Origin of the sequence: Natrinema caseinilyticum (assembly GCF_024227435.1) — an archaeon.
Lineage (GTDB): Archaea > Halobacteriota > Halobacteria > Halobacteriales > Natrialbaceae > Natrinema > Natrinema caseinilyticum.
Genome location: NZ_CP100445.1, coordinates 1,841,044 through 1,859,058, shown reverse-complemented (window position 1 = coordinate 1,859,058; position 18,015 = coordinate 1,841,044). Strand labels below are relative to the sequence as shown.

At 65.6% G+C, this 18,015-nt stretch carries 15 protein-coding genes and 1 tRNA gene; 4 read left to right on the top strand and 12 right to left on the bottom strand.

Annotation, left to right across the window (positions count from 1 at the left end):
- Positions 1-17: 17 nt before the first annotated feature.
- Complete coding sequence (locus NJT13_RS09130) at positions 18-560, bottom strand: TIGR03668 family PPOX class F420-dependent oxidoreductase (RefSeq protein ID WP_254525245.1); 543 nt, start codon at positions 558-560, stop codon at positions 18-20.
- A 109-nt stretch (positions 561-669) separates the two neighbouring features.
- On the opposite strand from NJT13_RS09130, the gene NJT13_RS09125 reads away from it, so the two are divergent.
- A complete protein-coding gene (locus tag NJT13_RS09125) occupies positions 670-1,908 on the top strand; it encodes an MFS transporter (protein WP_254525244.1) in 1,239 nt (412 codons plus the stop codon).
- A gap of 17 nt (positions 1,909-1,925) precedes the next feature.
- Here the strand turns inward: NJT13_RS09125 and NJT13_RS09120 are convergent, their stop codons facing one another.
- The 3 genes from NJT13_RS09120 to NJT13_RS09110 form a co-directional block, all read right to left on the bottom strand.
- Positions 1,926-2,378, bottom strand: coding sequence for a response regulator (locus tag NJT13_RS09120; RefSeq protein ID WP_254525243.1), 453 nt, complete (start codon positions 2,376-2,378; stop codon positions 1,926-1,928).
- Between the two features lie 249 nt (positions 2,379-2,627).
- Entirely contained in the window at positions 2,628-3,014 is a 387-nt protein-coding gene (locus NJT13_RS09115; RefSeq protein ID WP_254525242.1) for a DCC1-like thiol-disulfide oxidoreductase family protein, read from the bottom strand.
- A 124-nt stretch (positions 3,015-3,138) separates the two neighbouring features.
- On the bottom strand, positions 3,139-4,776 hold the full coding sequence (locus tag NJT13_RS09110; protein ID WP_254525241.1) for an FAD-binding oxidoreductase: 1,638 nt from the start codon (positions 4,774-4,776) through the stop codon (positions 3,139-3,141).
- A 196-nt stretch (positions 4,777-4,972) separates the two neighbouring features.
- Between NJT13_RS09110 and NJT13_RS09105 the strand changes: the two genes are divergently transcribed.
- The gene (locus tag NJT13_RS09105) at positions 4,973-6,223 is read left to right on the top strand and encodes a hypothetical protein (RefSeq protein WP_254525240.1); all 1,251 of its coding nucleotides are present in this window, start codon (positions 4,973-4,975) and stop codon (positions 6,221-6,223) included.
- Positions 6,224-6,455: 232 nt separating this feature from the next.
- Positions 6,456-7,571, top strand: coding sequence for an MBL fold metallo-hydrolase (locus NJT13_RS09100; RefSeq protein ID WP_254525239.1), 1,116 nt, complete (start codon positions 6,456-6,458; stop codon positions 7,569-7,571).
- A gap of 147 nt (positions 7,572-7,718) precedes the next feature.
- Here NJT13_RS09100 and NJT13_RS09095 read toward each other — a convergent pair whose 3' ends face one another.
- The 3 genes from NJT13_RS09095 to NJT13_RS09085 all read right to left on the bottom strand — a co-directional run bounded on the left by NJT13_RS09095 (position 7,719) and on the right by NJT13_RS09085 (position 9,754).
- Complete coding sequence (locus NJT13_RS09095) at positions 7,719-8,420, bottom strand: DUF2270 domain-containing protein (protein ID WP_254525238.1); 702 nt, start codon at positions 8,418-8,420, stop codon at positions 7,719-7,721.
- Between the two features lie 189 nt (positions 8,421-8,609).
- Complete coding sequence (locus tag NJT13_RS09090) at positions 8,610-9,119, bottom strand: metal-dependent hydrolase (protein ID WP_254525237.1); 510 nt, start codon at positions 9,117-9,119, stop codon at positions 8,610-8,612.
- Positions 9,119-9,754, bottom strand: coding sequence for an OB-like fold-containing membrane protein (locus tag NJT13_RS09085; protein ID WP_254525236.1), 636 nt, complete (start codon positions 9,752-9,754; stop codon positions 9,119-9,121). Before NJT13_RS09085 ends, NJT13_RS09090 begins: the two co-directional genes overlap by 1 nt.
- Positions 9,755-9,900: 146 nt before the next feature.
- On the opposite strand from NJT13_RS09085, the gene NJT13_RS09080 reads away from it, so the two are divergent.
- Positions 9,901-10,275: a RidA family protein gene (locus tag NJT13_RS09080; RefSeq protein ID WP_254525235.1), complete on the top strand. Its 375-nt coding sequence runs from the start codon at positions 9,901-9,903 to the stop codon at positions 10,273-10,275.
- 280 nt (positions 10,276-10,555) lie between these two features.
- Here the strand turns inward: NJT13_RS09080 and NJT13_RS09075 are convergent, their stop codons facing one another.
- The 5 genes from NJT13_RS09075 to NJT13_RS09055 all read right to left on the bottom strand — a co-directional run bounded on the left by NJT13_RS09075 (position 10,556) and on the right by NJT13_RS09055 (position 17,868).
- Entirely contained in the window at positions 10,556-11,734 is a 1,179-nt protein-coding gene (locus NJT13_RS09075; protein WP_254525234.1) for a mandelate racemase/muconate lactonizing enzyme family protein, read from the bottom strand.
- 684 nt (positions 11,735-12,418) lie between these two features.
- Positions 12,419-12,982, bottom strand: coding sequence for an OsmC family protein (locus NJT13_RS09070; protein ID WP_254525233.1), 564 nt, complete (start codon positions 12,980-12,982; stop codon positions 12,419-12,421).
- 179 nt (positions 12,983-13,161) lie between these two features.
- Positions 13,162-13,234 (bottom strand) — tRNA-Arg (locus NJT13_RS09065).
- Positions 13,235-13,466: 232 nt separating this feature from the next.
- Positions 13,467-15,383, bottom strand: coding sequence for a PKD domain-containing protein (locus tag NJT13_RS09060; RefSeq protein WP_254525232.1), 1,917 nt, complete (start codon positions 15,381-15,383; stop codon positions 13,467-13,469).
- Positions 15,384-15,702: 319 nt separating this feature from the next.
- Entirely contained in the window at positions 15,703-17,868 is a 2,166-nt protein-coding gene (locus NJT13_RS09055) for a PKD domain-containing protein (protein WP_254525231.1), read from the bottom strand.
- Positions 17,869-18,015: the final 147 nt, after the last annotated feature.

Below are 18,015 nucleotides of genomic sequence, written 5' to 3'. Positions count from 1 at the left end.
CGTCACTGCATTCGGCATCAGTCCGACTCGAGCGCGCCCCACGAGACGGTCCGATCCGCGCGAATCGAGATGATCGGTCGGTCGCCGAGATCCTGGGTCGCGTACTGATTGTACTTCGTCTCGAGCGCGGCCACGGCCGCGTCGTGCAACGCCGAATCGGTCGCGTCGTACCGCTCCGAATCGGCCGACTCTCGCGTCGCGACGTCGACGGCGGAATCCGCCGCGGTATCTGGCTCTACGATCCGCGCTCGACCGCGGACCTGGACCCACCCGAGGCGCGACCAGTCCGCGCGGTATCGGTCGACGAGCACCGTCACGTGCGGGTTCGCTCGCACGTTCCGCACTCGCTGCAGGGCGCTCGTCGTCTTCGGCTTCTCGTCGATCGCCGAGACGAGTTCCGTTCCGTCCGTCGGATCGGCCGCCTTCGCCGAATCGATCACGTCCTCGCGCTCGCAGAGCGCGTAACAGATCGGCACCGCGTGCGGTCGGCCGTCGCCGTCGACGGTCGCTAACGCGGCGACGCGGCCCCGTTCGAGAAACGCCCGTTCCGTCGGTGTCACGGGACGATCGACCACGCCGCGATAGAAAGCCTTCCCCCTCGCCTGCCGTCCACGGAGCGGCTACCGCGACGCGAAGATACTCGGCCCACCGCTGCCCATCCACGGACGGATGACTGGACGGATGGATCGGCGACGCGCGTACGGTACCGTCGTCGTCGGGACGCTCGGCTACACCTGCTTGATGTTCATCTGGTTTTCGCTGCCGGCGTATCTCTCGACGATAATCGACGAACTCGGGCTCTCGGGGACGCAAGCGGGGATTGCCGCTGGAGCGGTCCCGCTGACTTACATTCCGATCGCGCTGGCCTCGGGGATGGTCGTCGACCGAGTCGGTCCGGGCCGGAGCCTCGCGGCCGGCGTTCTGATTTACGGCGTCGCCCAGATCGGTCGCAGCTTCGCGGTCGGATTTCCGTCGCTACTCGGGACGACGCTCCTGATCGGCGTCGGCGCGACGGCGATCACGTTCGGGTTGCCGAAACTCGTCTCGGTGCTGTTCCCGCCCGACGAAACCGGTTTCCCGTCCTCGATCTATCTGGTGGGGGCGTCCGCGGGAACGGCGAGCGCCTTCGCCGTCGGTCGGCCGGTTCTGGGTCCGCTGCTCGGCGGCTGGCGCGCGCTCTTCTTCTGGAGCGGGGTCGTGGCCTTCGGGTACGGCCTCCTGTGGTTCGTCGTCGCGCGGCGGCTCAGGATCGACCCCCGAAACCGCGCGGCCAACGGCGCCGAGGCGGCCGATTCGTCGCTCACGCTCGCGGCCGTTCAGCGGGACCTCGAACTGGTTCTCACCCATCGGGAGCTGCAACTCGTGGTCGTCGTGGGGACGATGTACCTGCTGATCGCTCACGGGATACAGGGGTGGCTCCCCACCCTGCTCGAGGCCCGCGGGTACTCGGCAGACCGGGCGGGCCGGACGACGAGCCTGCTCGTTGCGGCCAACGTCGTCGGCGTCCTCGCCGTCCCCGCGGTCGCGGACCGCTTCGGCGCGCGTCGAACGGCCCTGATGGTCTGCGGCGTCGTCGCTACCGTCGGCGTCTCGGGTATTCTCGCCAGCGACGTCGGCCTCCTGCTCGTCGGGAGCGTGCTCGTCACCGGGTTCGGCGTCGGCGGGCTCTCCCCGCTCGTCCGGGCCATCCCGCCGGACCTCGAGGGAATCGGCGCGCGATTGACTGGGACGGCCGTCGGATTCATCTTCGCCGTCGGCGAGATCGGCGGCTTCCTCGGCCCGGTGCTCGTCGGGACGCTTCGCGACGTCACCGGATCGTACGGTTCCGGACTCCTCGTTCTGGCCTCGGGGGGAGTCGTCGTCACGGTCGCCGGGGGCGCGTTACGGTACCTGTCCGACGGCGCGTAGCTGTTCGCGGGCGACGCTCACGTGGGCGCGGGTGGATGACGTGCCGTCTCGATCCAGAAGTCTTCGATCGCCTGCGCCATCGAATTGAATTCCATCGGGCCGTCCGGCTTCGTGAGGTACGCGTTCGCGTTCTTCTCGTAACTCTTGACGATGTCCTCTTCGGTCTCCGAACTGGAGAGGATAAGCACGGGTGGTGGCGGGTAGTCGAACTCCTCGTCGAGCGCTTCGAGCACCGCGAACCCGTCGATCCGCGGGAGGTTCAAATCGAGGAGGACGAGGTCGAGACCGTCCTCCGGTCCCTCCGAGTGAAGCCGGTGAACGTACTTCGCGGCCTCCGTTCCGTCGCTGATGGTGTGAAATTCGATCTCGCTGTCGGTCGATTTGAACGCCTCCTCGGTGAGGCGAACGTCGCCGGGGTTGTCCTCGACGAGCAGGAGATCGATCGGTTCTTCGGGGGTGGCGTCACTCATACCGGTCGTTCTCGCGTCAAGTGCGTAACGATCACTCCTACGTGTGTGGGGACTCCAGGCTGTTTCAAGGTGAGTCACTCGAGCCGTGAGAACGGCCCGTTCGGTCCGTCCACGGGACGAACCGACTCGAGCGGACACCCAGTAGCTGGAAGCGACGTGAGCGGGATCAGGCAGACGGCCCCCGGTTCCGGGCGTGGCGGCCCCGATTCGGGCTCGAGGGTGCCGTGATCGACGGGCGACTCGGCCGGATCAGGCATCGTCCGGTTCGCGTTGCGCCGGTGGCGTCCTCGAGAGGAGTTCGCCCAGGCGGTCGCGGTTGGTCGCGACCCAGCGGTACGATCGCTCCCGGAGCCGTTCGTAGTCGTCGAACTGTCGGAGGAAGTCGACGACCTCCGCGGCGGGCCCGGCGATATCGGTGCGGACCAGCGCCTGCTCGATCGACGCGCCACAGGAGTGGACCTCGTCTTCGGTCACCAGGTGCGCACACTCCTCGTACTCGGCGGGCAGTCGCTCGCGAACGGTACCTTCGAGGTCGCTGAACCCGACGAGACGGACGTCCGTCCGCTCGTCGACGTACTCCGCCCACCACGTACAGAATCCGCAGTCGTCGTCGTAGACGAGTGTCGGCTCCGTCATCGGCGTTCGTACGGACTCGAGACACAAATCCCTGACTCGAGGAGGGGTTCGGACGCCCCTCGCTCGGATCACCCGGGCCCCCGCCGCTTGGATCGCCGTGTCACCCGCCGGTCGACTCACGGGTTCACTCGCGTTCGGGTGGGTCGACGAGGACGCCGGGATTCATTATCCCCGCCGGATCGAGGACGGCTTTGACGGCGCGCAGGGCGCTCCCGTAGTGCTCCGGTATCTGCGCCGCGTACCACTCCTTGTGATCCCGACCCACGGCGTGGTGGTGCGTCGGCGTCAGGTCGTATTCCATGACGGTATCGAGTCCGGCCCGTTTGATCCGCTGCCACTGTTCGATCCGCCGGTCGGGATCGGGAGCACCCGGCGCGCGGAACGTGTAGTACACGGCGGGGCCGTCCGGATAGACGTGTGTGAACCGGGTCGAGACGTGTCCCATCTCGCACTCCGACTCGACGGCCTCGGTGAGGGCCGCGAGCATGGCCTCGTGAAACGTCGGGAAGCGATCCCACGTCACCGCGGTCTCGACGGTTCCGCCGACGACGCACAGCGGCACGTCGGTGCTCCCGGCGCCGCCGAGTTGAAACGCGGTGCCCCATCGTGCGACGTCGCTGTCGTCCGGCCGGTCGCGCCCGTAGCCGGGGCCGTAGTGATCCGGACCGTCCGGACAGACTCCGCCTTCCGCCGCGCAGATTTCGATGGCTCGGTCGAGGGCCCCGTCGGTCGGCCGATCGGCGGACTCGAACCCCAGAACGACGAGGTCCTTCTCGAGGTCGTCCATCCCGTAGAGGCTCGTCTCGACCCGGTCGTGGAGGCGACAGTTCGCCGGCGTCAGTTTCGACTGGACGATCCTGCGGATCGCCGCCGCGGCCTCGAGAATCCCGTCGAAGTACACGGCCGCATCGGATCGGTACGTCGGTCGCGGTTCGACTTGTATCCACGCCTGCGTGATGACACCGAGGCTCCCCTCGGAGCCACAGACGAGTCGGTTCGCGTCCGGGCCGGCACCGTGGGCGGGGAGTCGCTGCGTTTCGAACGTGCCCGCCGGACAGACCATTCGGACGCTCTCGACGAACTCGTCGATGTGGGTGTACCTGGTCGCGTAGTGGCCGCCGGAGCGCGTCGCGATCCACCCGCCGAGTCCCGAGAGCCGATAGGACTGCGGGTAGTGACGGAGGTGCAGCCCGAACTCGTCGAGCTGGTCGTTGATATCCGGTCCCAACGTTCCGCCCTGGATCAGCGCCGTCCGCGACGTCTCGTCCACCTCGAGGACGTCGTTCAGGCCCCTGAGATCGAGCGCGAGCGTTCCCGCGTATCCGGCGCGGACGTCACCCGACGGCGGTCCCGTCCCGCCGGCGACGCCGGTTCCCCCGGTCACCGGCGAAACGGCGACGCGCTGTTCGGACGCCCACGCGAGTATCGACTCGACCTCGGACTCCGTCGTCGGCCGGGCGACGATATCCGGGGCGGGGCTGAAATCGCCGTGGAACGCGCGGATGCTCTCCGGGCGAGCCATGCCGTACGTTCGTCTGGCCCGAACCGCTCGATCCGCCGAACAGCAATCCGCGAGGTGATTCGGGACTTCGATCGCCGGGTCGGGAACCGTCGCGTCGGCAAGCGGGACCGGTTCGAGGACGGGACGGTCCGGAAATCCGAGCGCGGACTCGAGGTACTCCTTTCGCTCGCGGAGTCGGTCTTCGTCGATCATCTCGCCTTCGAAACCCCACCCCCAGCGACTCCGCGTCTTTGCGCTCATCGCGCCACCTCGATGGGCGGACCGGTCACTCGAGCGCGTCGGTTCTGTGGGATGTCACGACAACACATGGTCGGCCCGACCATGTCAATCGAAATAAGTGCTGTGCCGGTTTCGACTCGTCGTCCCGCCCGCGAGACCGGTTCGTCGTCTTCCCGATCGCCAGAACGTTATTGTGAGGGGTGTCCGAAGGGAGCTCATGAGTAGTGCGGCCCGGTCGCTCTCGGAACCGCAGGTGCTGGCCCACACGAAGCGTCGTCTCTTTCCGTCGGCGGACGAGTCCACCGCGTACGCGGTGACCGATACCCAGTTCTCGAGGGCGGAGTGGCTTCCCGGTCGCCCGATCGACCCGGCCGTTCGCGACTGCCTGGCCCCGTTCAACCACGTCGAGATCGGCGGTGGGTATCCCGATCTCGTCGGGGTTCGAACCCTCGAGTCCGACCTCCTCGCCGTCGAGCGCCTCGGCGACGAGCCGCCGCTGGTCGCCGTGGAAGCGAAAGGGGAGACGGACGGCGGCGTCGATACGCAACTCGGGATCGTCCAGGCCTACGACCGACTCCACGAGGCGAACGCGGCGTATCTCGCCGCGCCCGCGAGTTCGATCTCCGAAACCGACCGGACGCTCGCGCGAGAATTGAACGTCGGCGTCCTCGGGGTCAGTTCGACGGGAGACGTCGCGGTGCTCGAGGCCCCCCGCGTCGTCGGCAACCGGACGACCACGGAGGCGCGTGCGCTCCGTTTTCAGGCCAGTGCGCAGGGGGTCGCGGACAGGTCGTTCGGGTTGAACCACCCGAAGAACTACCTCGGCTATCCGCTGGCACACTACGCGCCGGGCGAGACCGCGGCGCTGCTAACCGAGTACAACGTGGTGAGTGCGGTCGCGGACGCTCGCCGCGGCGCCGCGTTTCTGGGGCTGATCGAGACGGACGTGGGTTCGGGGGGCGTCGAACTGACGTCGCTCGGTGCGGAGGTCGTCAGGTTCGCGAACGCGCGTCGTGGGTCCGCGGAAGCGGCACTCGAGGAGTTCGAGGACTGGTACCGCTCACGAAAACGGTTCGTCGACCTGGCACCCGAGTGGGGCCAGTTGGCTCGTCGCGTCGTCTTCGCCTATCCGGCGACCGAACTGCTGGTTTCGGAGCTTCAGCACATGCACGAGGATGGGATCGCGGAGCCGTCGCTCGTCGACGTCGTCGAGTACCTCCACGAACTCCACCCGTCGTTCACCGTCGAACTATTCGTCCGCGGGACCGACGGCGTCCGAAGTCGCGTTCTGACGGAAACCGGGACCCTTCGACGCTCGGCGCTCGAGGACGGGTCCGTCTATCACTCGCCGACCGTGTTCCAGTTGAAAGCGATGCTGTATCACACCGGAATCGTCTCTACCCGCGGGACGGAACCTCACCGGCTCGACCCGCTCGAGGACGTCTGGGCGCTTCGAGAGCCCGTGTAACACTCGGCGCAGCCAGCCGGACGACGAGGTGCTGGCGCACCGGCGAGACGCGCGGACCGGTGGCGTGCGCGGCGATGGACTCGCTCGGAGTGATTTCGAAAACCTCCCACAAGCCGACCGACTCCACAGGGTGACGCGTCTCGATTCTCGGACCGAACGAGGACGTCGAGCACTCGTGACGGTCCGTATTTGCGGTAGACTTTTCTGGCGTTATCGTATATTATTGGGTGTCATGAGCAATACTAGACAGGCGGACCCGACGATGAGTCCCGATGAAGTAGCGGCCCGGCGCGACGACGAGGATCTGTTCGTACTCGACGTTCGGAACGAAGACGACTACGAGGAGTGGCATATCGAGAACAGCGTCAACATTCCAATATACGACGAGTTGCTCAACGACGAGTTCGGCGGTCTGGAGGACTCTCTCGATGAGATCCCGGAGGACAAGGAGATCGCCGTCGTCTGTGTCGCCGGCGTCACGTCCGCGTCCGCTGCGGAGTTCCTCAGAGAGCGGGGTTACGACGCGAAATCGATGGACGGCGGGATGAACGGCTGGGGTCGCGTCCACGTCACTTACGAACTCGAGGACGTCGACGGCGTCACGCAGATCGTCCGCCCGGGGACGGGTTGTCTCTCGTATCTCGTTTACGACGGCGACGAAGGCGTCGTCGTGGATCCGAGTCTGTACCTCGAGGAGTACCAGTCCGTCGCGGACGACCACGGCGTCGAGCTCGTCGCCGCAGTCGATACACACGCACACGCCGATCACGTCAGCGGTGGTCGTCCGCTCGCCGACGAGCGCGACGTCCCGTACTATCTCCACCCGACCGACGCAGGAGAACTCGACGAATACGAAGCGATCGAAGACGGCGACGCGATCGCCGTCGGCAACCGCGAACTCGAAGTGATGCACACCCCCGGACACACGCCCGGCAGCGTCTCACTTACCTGGGGCGATGCACTGCTCTCTGGGGACACGTTGTTCATCCGGAGCGTCGGTCGGCCGGACCTGGAGGGAAGCGACGAGACGGACGTCCGCGAGGCGGCGGCCGAACTCTTCGACAGCCTCGATCGGCTCACCGACCGCCCGGACGAAACGGTCGTCCTTCCGGGACACATGAGCGACGAGGAGATCCGCCCGCTCGCGACGACGCTCGGGGACCTCGTCGCGGACAACGAACTGGTCGCCGTCGACGACCGAAACGCGTTCGTCGAGAGCGTCGTCGCCGGCCTCTCCGACGAACCAGCGAACTACAACCAGATCAAGGCGATCAACTGGGGGAAAGAACCGCTAACCGACGAGGCGGCCGATCTCGAGTTGGGGCCGAACAACTGCGCCGCGAGCTAACCGTTCGATGCGACGCCGACGGCGGCACCGCGAACCGCTGCGATAACGGGGCCGGGATGCGTCCCGGTGCGACGGTCGCGAACGAATCGTCTCGGCCGTTCCGCGACGCGGTCGGCGGTGCGACCGATCGACAGAATCGATCGATGGCTACTTCTTTCGAAGATCCTCCGTCATCAGTTCCGTTTCCGCGTGCCACGTCTTCCGGTTGAGCGCGACGACGAACAGCCCGACGTAGCCAAGCGCGACGATGGCGGTGACGACGCTCCCCGGAATCCGACCGATCGCTGCGCTTTCTGGCCACGGCCGGTTGGCGAACGCCAAAATGCGAAGCACCCACGCACCGAGCAAGACCGAAAACAAGGGGAGGTAGACCCGTCGAAGGCGGTGGGCGATGGCCTCCATCCGCGAAACCTTGAGTCGGGGCCTCCGGTAATCCTTACTGAGCGTCACCCGCCAGTCCGGGTCTTCCAGCCCCTGCGAGGGATCGAGACCGTACGCGAAGACGTTCCTTTGTAACGTCCGCATCCGCGACCGCCAGATATCGTATCCTCGATACCGTCGCGCCTCGATCGTCAGAAAGACACAGAGAATCGCCGTCCCGGCCAGCAGTACGTAGTGCGGGTTCGATTCGCTCGAGAACGCCCAGGTGAGGATGGCCGTCAGGATGATGACGGCCCAGTTCGTGGTGCGATCGAGGCGTTCGCGCCAGAAGCGCATTCGGTGAATTTCGCCGCGATAGAGGTGTGCCATCGCCCCGCTGGGTCCCATCTCCTCGTCGAGAAGGCCGCGGCCGACCTCTCGGTGCTCCCGGTCGGTAGTATCGTCCTCGTCGTTCGAACTCCCGCTCATCGGGTCGGTCTACGAGAGGGCCGTATAATCAACCTGTGGATCGGGTGGACTCCCCCGCCGATTGCCACACCCCGATTCGTTTCGGGGAGAGACCGGTCCGCAGCCGGTGGGGAACTGCGGACCGCGACCACAGACGGACCGCGACGGCCGACCCGCCGCCAAACCGACCGGCATCGTTACTGTACGCCGTTACTGTCCGCGACGCAGCCACGCGGCGGTCGCGAACCGGCGCGCTCCCCACAGAACGGCGGCGGCCGTCCCCGAAACGATCGCGGGCCAGCGGTCGGTACTGAGGTAGAGATCGAGAGAGGGGACCCGGTAACTACTGATCGGGAAGAAGACGGCGTAGGAGTGGCCGGTCGCCGTCAGCAACATAACGTCGAGGGCGTGATGGGACACTGCGCCGATGGCGATCAGCGCGATCGTCCGGCGCCGATACTCGGGAGCGACCAGGAGCGATCCGAGGAGGACGACGAGGACGGTGCCACCGACGGTGTGCAGCGGCGACCACGAGAAGGGAACGCCGAGGAGGTACTCGACGAACTCCTCGGGGAAAAAGAGCTGTATTTTCGCTAGATCCGGTGACAGCGCGCCAGCCATTACGAGGCTGACCTGTGCCGGTCGTATCCCCTCGTCTCTGAACGAGAGGAGCGTCCCGATGCTGTAGCCGACCAGGACGTGCGTGAGGAGATCCGGCATCACCGATCACCGCCGTCTCGGGACCGACCGGCATTCGTTCGCGCCCGGCGACTCCCGCTCGAGCCGTCGGCCATCGCCGTTCCTCCCCGTGCCGTATCGCGGTCGGCGTCGCCCTGGTTGCCATCCGTCGGCGACGCGGAACGGGGGACGAGCGCGAACCGATCGAGATCGAGTCGCCACCCGCGGACCAGGCGGCCGAGGACCCAGCAGCCGGCGACGAACGAGACGACCACCATGTACAGGGTGTCTCGCAGCCTGTCGGTGACGGTGCGATCCGCGACGAGCGTGGATTCGTCCTCGAGCGTCCCGAAGGCCGTCACGCGGTCGCCCGTCTCGAGGGTGACGCTCGAGTGCTGGAGACTCTCGTGTGCACCGACCACCGTGAACCTGCCGTACCCGCTGCGCTGCGTCGCGATCACGACCGGGTCCGTCTCGACGACGATTCCGCCGATCGCGACACGGTCACCGACGTAGGCGTCGCGGTTCTGGGTTACGTCGACTTCGTCCGGATAGCCCCTCTCGAGGGGTTCGGCGCCGACTGCGCCGGTCCAGTACACGAGCCCGAGCAGGGCAGCGAGGAGGGCGATACCGGCGAGGAGCCGGCCGGCCTGACCGAACGGTTCGCGTGGGGGCATCTACTCGGTACAATTCGAGCTGTAAGTATAGACGTTATGAAGGTCGGTCCGCGTTCCCATCGGACCCAGTGGTGTGCTCCGGGAACTGGTCTTCCGAAGCCTCGTCCGGCGCGAAGCTATAAGATGGTTTCCGAGAGGAACGTACCATGGAGCGGATTCACACCGACGCAGTCGCACCCAGTACGGCCCCTCTCTCCCAGGCGATCGAGACGAACGACCTCCTCTTCGTCTCCGGGCAGGTTCACCGAACCCCCGATGGAGAGCTACTCGAGGGCAATATCGAGGCCCAGTCGAGGCAGGTACTGGAGAACGTGGCCGCCATCCTCGAGGAGGCGGGCGCCTCGTTCGACGACGTCGTGAAGGCGACGGTGTTCCTGACCGACGCGGACGACTTCGCGGCCTTCAATCGCGTCTACGAGGAGTACATCACCGAACCGTACCCCGCACGGAGCCTCTTCGCGGTCGAGGCGCTCGCCCTCGAGGAACTCGACGTCGAGATGGAAGTGATCGCCGAGGTCTGAGCGAGCGGCGATGCTGCCCGGAGAACGGGCGGGTAGTGACTCCGGCGGCTGGTACCCGCTCGATCGACACCAGGAGCCGTCACGCGTCCGATCGACACCGACAGCCTCGCGGTCACAGCCGAGCGAATCGACACGCGATCTCGAGCGGTAGTCACGCGTTCCCATCCCGGCGCGGGTCCGTCGATGGCTCCGATATCGAACCGGTCGACGCGGCCATGGGCCACATCTTCGCCCGCTGCGTCGGTCTCCCGGTCCGCAACGGGAGTCGGCTCCGACGGTATCAGAACACGTATTCGGGCCCCTCGATGTACTCGAAGCGGTCGCCGACGTCGTCGCGCAGCGTGAATCCGAGTCCGGGACGGTCCGGCGCATGAACCGTTCCGTCCCGAACGTCGAACGATTCCTCGAACAGCTCGTCCAGCAACGTCGTATCGCCCTGTGGGACTTCGAGGAGACGGCAGTTTGGCACCGCCAACGCGGCGTGCATGCCCGCGGCGAAGAGGACCGCGGATCCGAAGGCGTGAGGCGCTACCCGAGCCCCTTCGGCGGATGCGAGCGCAGCGATGCGGCGCACTTCGGTGAATCCGCCGGCTCGACAGAGATCCGGTTGCACGATGTCCACCGCATCGTGTGCGAACAGGTCGTGGAAGTCGAATCGGGTGTGTTCGACTTCCCCCGTGGCGATCGGAATCTCGGTCGCGCGTCGCACTTCCGCGAGCCGGTCGTGGTTGTCCGGCGAGACCGGCTCCTCGAGCCACGCGATATCGTACTCCTCGAGTCGACGGGCGAGTTTGATCGCCGTCGGTGCATCGAGCGACCCGTGGGCGTCGAGCATGAGATCGGTCTCGGAGCCGATGCCGCGCCGGGCCGCCGCCACGCGTGCGAGCGTCTTCTCGATCGAGAACCCGCCCTCGCCGACGACGCGCATCTTGACGGCGTCGAAGCCCCGATCGACGTACCCGCCGAGTTCTGCTTCGGCCTCCTCGCCGGGCGCCCAGCCGCCGCTCGCGTACGCCCGAATCGAGTCCCGTACCGGCCCGAGTAACCTGTATACCGGTTCGCCGAGTGCCTTGCCCGTGATGTCCCACAGCGCGATATCGACGCCCGCGATCGCCTCCATCGTGATTCCGCGCCGATCGGCTCGAGGCTGGGAGTAGCCGCGGTCGATGGCCGGGGCGAACCGGGGTCCGTTGTACATTTTTTCCCAGAGCCGCTCGGTGTAGGTCGGATCCTCGCCGATCAACATCGGCTTCAGGTCGTCTTCGATGACCGCCTTCACGGCCGTCGGGACGCTGGTCGGGATCGCGAGTGCCTCACCGATACCGGTGATCCCGGCGTCGGTCTCGACGAACACCAGGAGCGCGTCGTTTTTTACTTTGGTACCGAGATCGGTTCGATGCTGTTCCGACTCCGGAATCGGGTGTGAGAGCGGGAGCGCGCGGACGTCTGTGATCTCCATGCGAGACACTCTCGGAGAAGCGTGTTAACTCTTGGAGGGGAGAACAGATCAAAAACACAGTACAAGGTCCCCGCTGTCCGAGGCACCGTAACCGATACCGGCTCGGCCCCCGATTCGAAATGAAAGCGCGACGACCAGACTGCGGACGGCGCAGGTCTTTGCGGACCGCGTCGACCGTAGATCGTCAGATGCCCGGAATTCACGAACGGGCTCGTGTCTCGAGAAAGAAGACGACGGGTAGATCGATCCGAATACCGCACTGCGTTGGCGGTTTATATACAGCACGGCTCTACAAACGACACTGATAATCGAGCGAAACAGTCGCGATCGCATCTCCATACGGCGGGTAGTTCAGATTCGGAGGGGCGGAATTACCGAGCGTGAAGTATGCCGTTCGACCGGTGATCTCCGTGCAATCGGGCGATCGTTTCACCTCAACTGTACGGTGGCAGGGGGATTTACTTCGACTATGGAACGAATCGACCTATGAGGCATGAGGTGGCCGAAATTAGTGGTCTGAGAAAACACCATCTTGACCATAATTCACCGCAACCCTGCGAAATATATAGCGCGAATTCGACACCGGCGGCACTCGAAGTTGGGACTGAATCGCATATCATCGTGTGCCTGCCTTTCCCTCGCGAAACGAGTCCCTCCCGAGGAGGGATGCGCTCTCCCGGCGAATTATTCGACGACGAGACGGGTCACGAGCGGCACTTGATTTGTGATGACGTCCATCAGAGGCGAGGTTGCCTCGACACGCTCGCGTAACTGTTCGAGTTCGTCTTCGCTGGCATCGGCGTCGAGGTACACCGAACAGGTGATCGACTCGTAACCGGGGCGGACCTCGTCCGAGATTCCGAGGAAGCCGCGAATGTCGAAGTCACCCTCCATCTCGAAGCGAAGACTGTCGAGTTCGATTCCCATGGCTGCGGCGTGTGCTGCGTAGCCGACGCTCAGACACGATCCAAGCGCCGCAAGCAAGTGTTCCACTGCATTCGGCCCGGTGCGTTCCCCGAGGATTTGTTCGGGTTCGTCCCCCTGAAGGGTGAATTCGCGGGTGTGGACGGTCTCATCCGTCTGGTCGAATTCGTCGATCTTCGTCACGCACTTGAGTGCGTCCTGCCATTCGGTCTCGGCTTTGAACGTGAACATCCCGACGTTCGGGTCATCGCTAATCGCCTCGATAGCCCCCTCGAGCGCGGACACATCGACACCGTTCACTTCTGATTTTTCTGTAGTTGCCATTACAACTCCCTCAGACGTACCGACGACGTGTGTGGAGAAAACAAGATCTAATAATAATTATGATAGTCCCGTGTGAGCGAGGATGTCGTTCGAACCACGGTCGTTCCGCTTCGCTTCACTCCCTGATTCGAATCCACTCTCACTCGACCGGTTCGCTCGTCGCTGGACTCCTCGCTGCACGGGCGCGGAGGGATTCGAACCCCCGACATCTTGGTCCGGAACCAAGGACTCTATCCACTGAGCTACGCGCCCTCGAGAACAACTAGCGTCAATTCGACCATAACGGTTCGCCTTGTTCCAACCGACGACCCAGCCGACGGCGATTCGTCCCGTCTGTGAGCCGGTTCACCCCGTCGCTCGAGCCGTCGGCCGAAACCGCCGGGTTCACGGCCGCTGGTCCGGTTCCTCGGTGGACTTCTCGAGTGCGATCGAACGGTCGCGGTCACCGACGCCGTTCGGTGCGGGTCGGTCGTAAGTGATGGTTCTATCGCTCTCTCGGACGGTCGGCCGGGATCGCGGGCCGACGACGTCGGTGTCGCGAAACGCTGATCGTTATCTCGTGGGTCGTGGTTGTCCCCGCGCTGTCGGTCGCGGTCAGCGCGACGGTGTAGGTGCCCGGCGAGCCGTAGACGTAGGCGACGTACCAGCCGTCCGCCGTCGTGCCGTCCCCGAAATCCCACTGCAGTGCGGTTATCCAGGCGTCGCGATCGGTCGTGTTGTCCGCGACGACGAAATCGATGCGCTCGCCGACCGACGCCGACGTCGTGCTCGGTCGTATCTCGGCGACGTGGCGCTCGTTGGAATCGTCGGTCCCGTCGTTCCCATCGTCTCCGGCAGATCCGTCGTCTCCACCGGGTGCGCCATCCCCCGCCCCGTCGCCAGTCGAGACCGAGATCGTCCGCGGATCGGATTTTGACCCCCCGTCGACGGCAGCGACGCCGATCTCGTAGTGCGTGTCCGCCTCGAGTCCCCCGACCGTGGTCGACGTCTCGCTGGTCTCGTGATCCACCGATCCGTCGACGGAGACGACGTAGCGATCCGCGCCGTCGACGCCGTCCCACTCGAGCGTGATCGACGAGGTGGTCCTCTCTACGGCCTCGATGGTCGCAGGTGCGTCGGGGCCCGACGCCGCCCCGTTCGTTACCCTTACCGTGACCGTCTCCGCATCGGTCGCCGCCGCATCGTCGGTGACCGTCAGCCGGACCTCGTATTCGCCCGCGTCGTCGAAGGCGTGCTCGACGCGCTCGCCCGTCGCCGTCGTCCCGTCGCCGAACGCCCACTCGTAGCGCTCGATCGTCCCGTCGCCGGTGCTCGAGTCGCTGGCATCGAACGTCACCGCTTCGCCGATCGACGGATCGGTCGCGTCAGTGGTGATCGCGGCAGTCGGTTCGCCGTTCGAGCCGTCGTCACCGTCACCGCCACCGCTGTCGCCGAGTTTGTCGTAGACGACGGCGAAGTACGACGACTCGGAGTAGGGACCCTGACACTCCTCGCCCCAGTGCGGGTCGACCATGTTCATCTTCTCCGCTGTGCCGTCGCCGTTCCAGGCCCACCCGACGACCGGCCAGCCGAGGTCCCTGGCGTGGTCGACGATGGCCGACCAGTCGGCGCCGGTATTTTCGGAGAAAGCGGTCGGCGTGTGCTTGCCGAACTCACCGAGTATACAGGGGTAGTCGGTCTCGTCCATGACGTTCAGGTGTGCCGGTCGCAGCCACTCCCCCGTCGTTGCGTTGTACCCGTTCGGGTAGACGTGCGCGGAGAGGACGAGGTCGTCGTCGTCGATGTCCTCGACGGCACTGGCGAGGCGGTGGGTGCCCTGTCCCCACCCGGGGGCATCGCAGACGATCGGCCCGGTGTAGCTCGTAGCGGTGCGAACGGTGCCGATGGCGTCGGTGTACGCAGAGGCATACGCGCTCGCTGAGACGCTGTGATCGCCCCACTCGTTCATGAGGTTGATGGTGACCGATGAATTCCGCGAGAGGGTCCCGTAGTGGTCGACCCAGAAGTCCGCCGCCCGTTGCAGTGCCGCCGGGTCCGCAGATCCATCGTCCGGATGATGGTGGTACGTGGCGATCACCTCGTACCCGTTCTCGGTTGCCTCGTCGATCCAGCGTCGGGCGTCCTCGACCGTCGTGTCGACGTCGCCGAACGAGAACGGCTCGATCTCGATCCGGACCGTCTCGATGGCCGGATACTGGTTCATCAGATCCCAGCCGATGTCCTGCTCGCCGCCGCAGAAGTACGACGGCTGCAGGTTGACCCCGTCGCCGAACGACCCTCCCGACGTCCCCCCGTTCGACCACCGACCGATGAGTCCGCTGCCGACGACTGCGCCGGTTGCGCCGGACGCTATCAGTATCTTCCGTCGCGCGATGGTACCCCGTGAGCGTTCAGTACCCATACTCCCACGCCGACTATAACAAATAATTGGTATACTTACTGTCGTACTAACACGGTTGGGACGGCCGCAATCACTCCGCGGAGAACCCGGATCGGCGCCGGAGCACAATCCACACGCCGGACGTCTCCCGACCCGACCGACTCGTTCGTTCGATCCGTCCGGCGTCTCGCTCGTTCCGAACCCTCGTGGGACCGACCCCGATTCACGAGTCGGAGTGCGCCGAACCCGGCGGGCAGCGCGGCGTAGACCGATGATCCCGGCCCCTCTTTCTCGAGGCGTTTCCGACGGTCACCGGAACGATCGACTCGCCTCGTACAGATCAGGAAACGGTGATCTCGACTTCGTGAGTCGTGGACGTCCCCTCGTTATCGGTCGCGGTCAGCGCGACGGTGTAGGTGCCCGGCGAGTCGTAGGTGTGGGCGTTCCACCAGCCCGCCGCGGTCGTGCCGTCGCCGAGGTCCCAGTTCAGCGTGATGATCCAGGTGCTCTTTCCGGTCGTCTCCGCGGCGTTGAACCCGACGCGCTCGCCGACCGATGCCGACGTCGTGCTCGGTCGAATCACGGCGTTCAGTCCGTCGGTGGAACCGCCGTCTCCGATAGGCCCGCTGTGGTCGTCGTCTGCATCGCCGTCGCCGGTCCCGCCTCCGTCTCGACTCCCCCCGTCAGTGCTCTCGTTTCCGGCTGCGCCATCGCCATCGTCGGTCCCATCGTTACCGCCGCTCGTGACGCTGAGTTCGATCTCGTGGGTCGTAGCGATTCCTTCGTTATCGGTCGCGGTCAGCGCGACGGTGTAGGTGCCCGGCGAGTCGTAGGTGTGGGCGTTCCACCAGCCCGCCGCGGTCGTGCCGTCGCCCAGGGTCCACTCGAGTTCGGTGATCCAGGAGCACTTTCCGGTCGTCTCCACGGCGTTGAATCCGACGCGTTCGCCGACCGACGCCGACGTCGTGCTCGGTCGTATCTCGGCGTTCACCCGCTCGCCGACGCCGTCTGTTCCATCGGTCGTGACGGACGTCGTCTTCGCGACAGATTCAGTGACCCCGTCGACGGCGGCGACGCCAATCTCGTGGCGCGTGTCCGCCTCCAGTCCTCCGACCGTGGTCGACGTCCCGCTCGTCTCGTGATCCACCGATCCGTCGACGGAGACGACGTAGCGATCCGCGCCGTCGACGCCGTCCCACTCGAGCGTGATCGACGTCGCCGTCGTCGCAACGACCCCGAGATTCGCGGGGACGCCGGGACCCGCCGCCGCCGAGACCGCAATCGTGACCGCGTCGCTGGCAGACGTCGCCGCGTCGTCGGTGACCGTCAGCCGGACCTCGTATTCGCCCGCGTCGTCGAAGGCGTGCTCGACGCGCTCGCCCGTCGCCGTCGTCCCGTCGCCGAACGCCCACTCGTAGCGCTCGATCGTCCCGTCGCCGGCGCTCGAGTCGCTGGCATCGAACGTCACCGATTCGCCGACCGACGGATCGGTCGCGCCGGTGGTGATCGCGGCAGTCGGTTCGCCGTTCGTGTCGTTTACGCCGCTCTCCCCGCTGTCACTGCTGTCGCCGAGTTTGTCGTAGACGACGGCGAAGTACGACGACTCGGAGTAGGGACCGCGACACTCCCCGCCCCAGTACGGATCGGCCATGTTCATCCCCGCCGCTGTGCCGTCGCCGTTCCAGGTCCACCCGACGACCGGCCAGCCGAGGGCTCTGGCGTGGTCGACGATGGCCGACCAGTCGGCACCCGCGGTCTCCGCGTCGTTGCCGAACTCGCCGATCAGACAGGGGTAGTCGGTCTCGTCCATGACGTTCAGATGGGTCGGCTGGAGCGATTCTCTGGTCGTCGCGTTGTATCCGCTCGGGTAGACGTGCGCGGAGAGGACGAGGTCGTCGTCGTCGATGTCCTCGACGGCACTGGCGAGGCGGTGGGTGCCCTGTCCCCACCCGGGGGCATCGCAGACGATCGGCCCGGTGTAACTCGTGGCGGTGCGGACAGTGGTGATCGCGTCGTCGTATGCAGAAGCGTACGCGCTCGCGGAGACGCTGTAATCGCCCCACTCGTTCATGAGGTTGATCGAGAACGAGGCGTTCCGCGAGAGGATCCCGTAGTGGTCGACCCAGAAGTCCGCCGCCCGTTGTAGTGCCGCCGGGTCCGCGGACCCGTTGTCCGGGTAGTGGTGGTACGTGGCGATCACCTCGTACCCGTTCTCGGTTGCCTCGTCGATCCAGCGTCGGGCGTCCTCGACCGTCGTGTCGACGTCGCCGAACGAGAACGGCTCGATCTCGATCCGGACCGTCTCGATGGCCGGATACTGGTTCATCAGGTCCCAGCCGATGTCCTGCTCGCCGCCGCAGAAGTACGACGGCTGCAGGTTGACCCCGTCGCCGAACGGCGCTCGCGCTGCCCTCGCGCTCGAGGCGCCCCCGTCGAGTCCCGCACCGACGACCGTGCCGGCCGCGGACGTTTTCAAAATGTCGCGTCGTGTGTGTCCACTGTCCATAACGCAGCGTGAACAATTATCCATAAAAAACATAATTAATATTGTGGTATTGAAATTGGAAACGATTACGGCACGTAGAATGAACAGTGTGAACAATTGCCGTGTATAGGAGCGACCGTTTCGGATCGTCCCCGTCCGCTGAGCCCG

Coding starts and splice junctions, on each gene's coding strand:
- NJT13_RS09055 (WP_254525231.1), bottom strand. CDS start 17,868: ATGGACAGTGGACACACACGACGCGACATTTTGAAAACGTCCGCGGCC.
- NJT13_RS09075 (WP_254525234.1), bottom strand. CDS start 11,734: ATGGAGATCACAGACGTCCGCGCGCTCCCGCTCTCACACCCGATTCCG.
- NJT13_RS09115 (WP_254525242.1), bottom strand. CDS start 3,014: ATGACGGAGCCGACACTCGTCTACGACGACGACTGCGGATTCTGTACG.
- NJT13_RS09070 (WP_254525233.1), bottom strand. CDS start 12,982: ATGGCAACTACAGAAAAATCAGAAGTGAACGGTGTCGATGTGTCCGCG.
- NJT13_RS09095 (WP_254525238.1), bottom strand. CDS start 8,420: ATGAGCGGGAGTTCGAACGACGAGGACGATACTACCGACCGGGAGCAC.
- NJT13_RS09120 (WP_254525243.1), bottom strand. CDS start 2,378: ATGAGTGACGCCACCCCCGAAGAACCGATCGATCTCCTGCTCGTCGAG.
- NJT13_RS09125 (WP_254525244.1), top strand. CDS start 670: ATGACTGGACGGATGGATCGGCGACGCGCGTACGGTACCGTCGTCGTC.
- NJT13_RS09105 (WP_254525240.1), top strand. CDS start 4,973: ATGAGTAGTGCGGCCCGGTCGCTCTCGGAACCGCAGGTGCTGGCCCAC.
- NJT13_RS09080 (WP_254525235.1), top strand. CDS start 9,901: ATGGAGCGGATTCACACCGACGCAGTCGCACCCAGTACGGCCCCTCTC.
- NJT13_RS09100 (WP_254525239.1), top strand. CDS start 6,456: ATGAGCAATACTAGACAGGCGGACCCGACGATGAGTCCCGATGAAGTA.
- NJT13_RS09060 (WP_254525232.1), bottom strand. CDS start 15,383: ATGGGTACTGAACGCTCACGGGGTACCATCGCGCGACGGAAGATACTG.
- NJT13_RS09085 (WP_254525236.1), bottom strand. CDS start 9,754: ATGCCCCCACGCGAACCGTTCGGTCAGGCCGGCCGGCTCCTCGCCGGT.
- NJT13_RS09110 (WP_254525241.1), bottom strand. CDS start 4,776: ATGAGCGCAAAGACGCGGAGTCGCTGGGGGTGGGGTTTCGAAGGCGAG.
- NJT13_RS09090 (WP_254525237.1), bottom strand. CDS start 9,119: ATGCCGGATCTCCTCACGCACGTCCTGGTCGGCTACAGCATCGGGACG.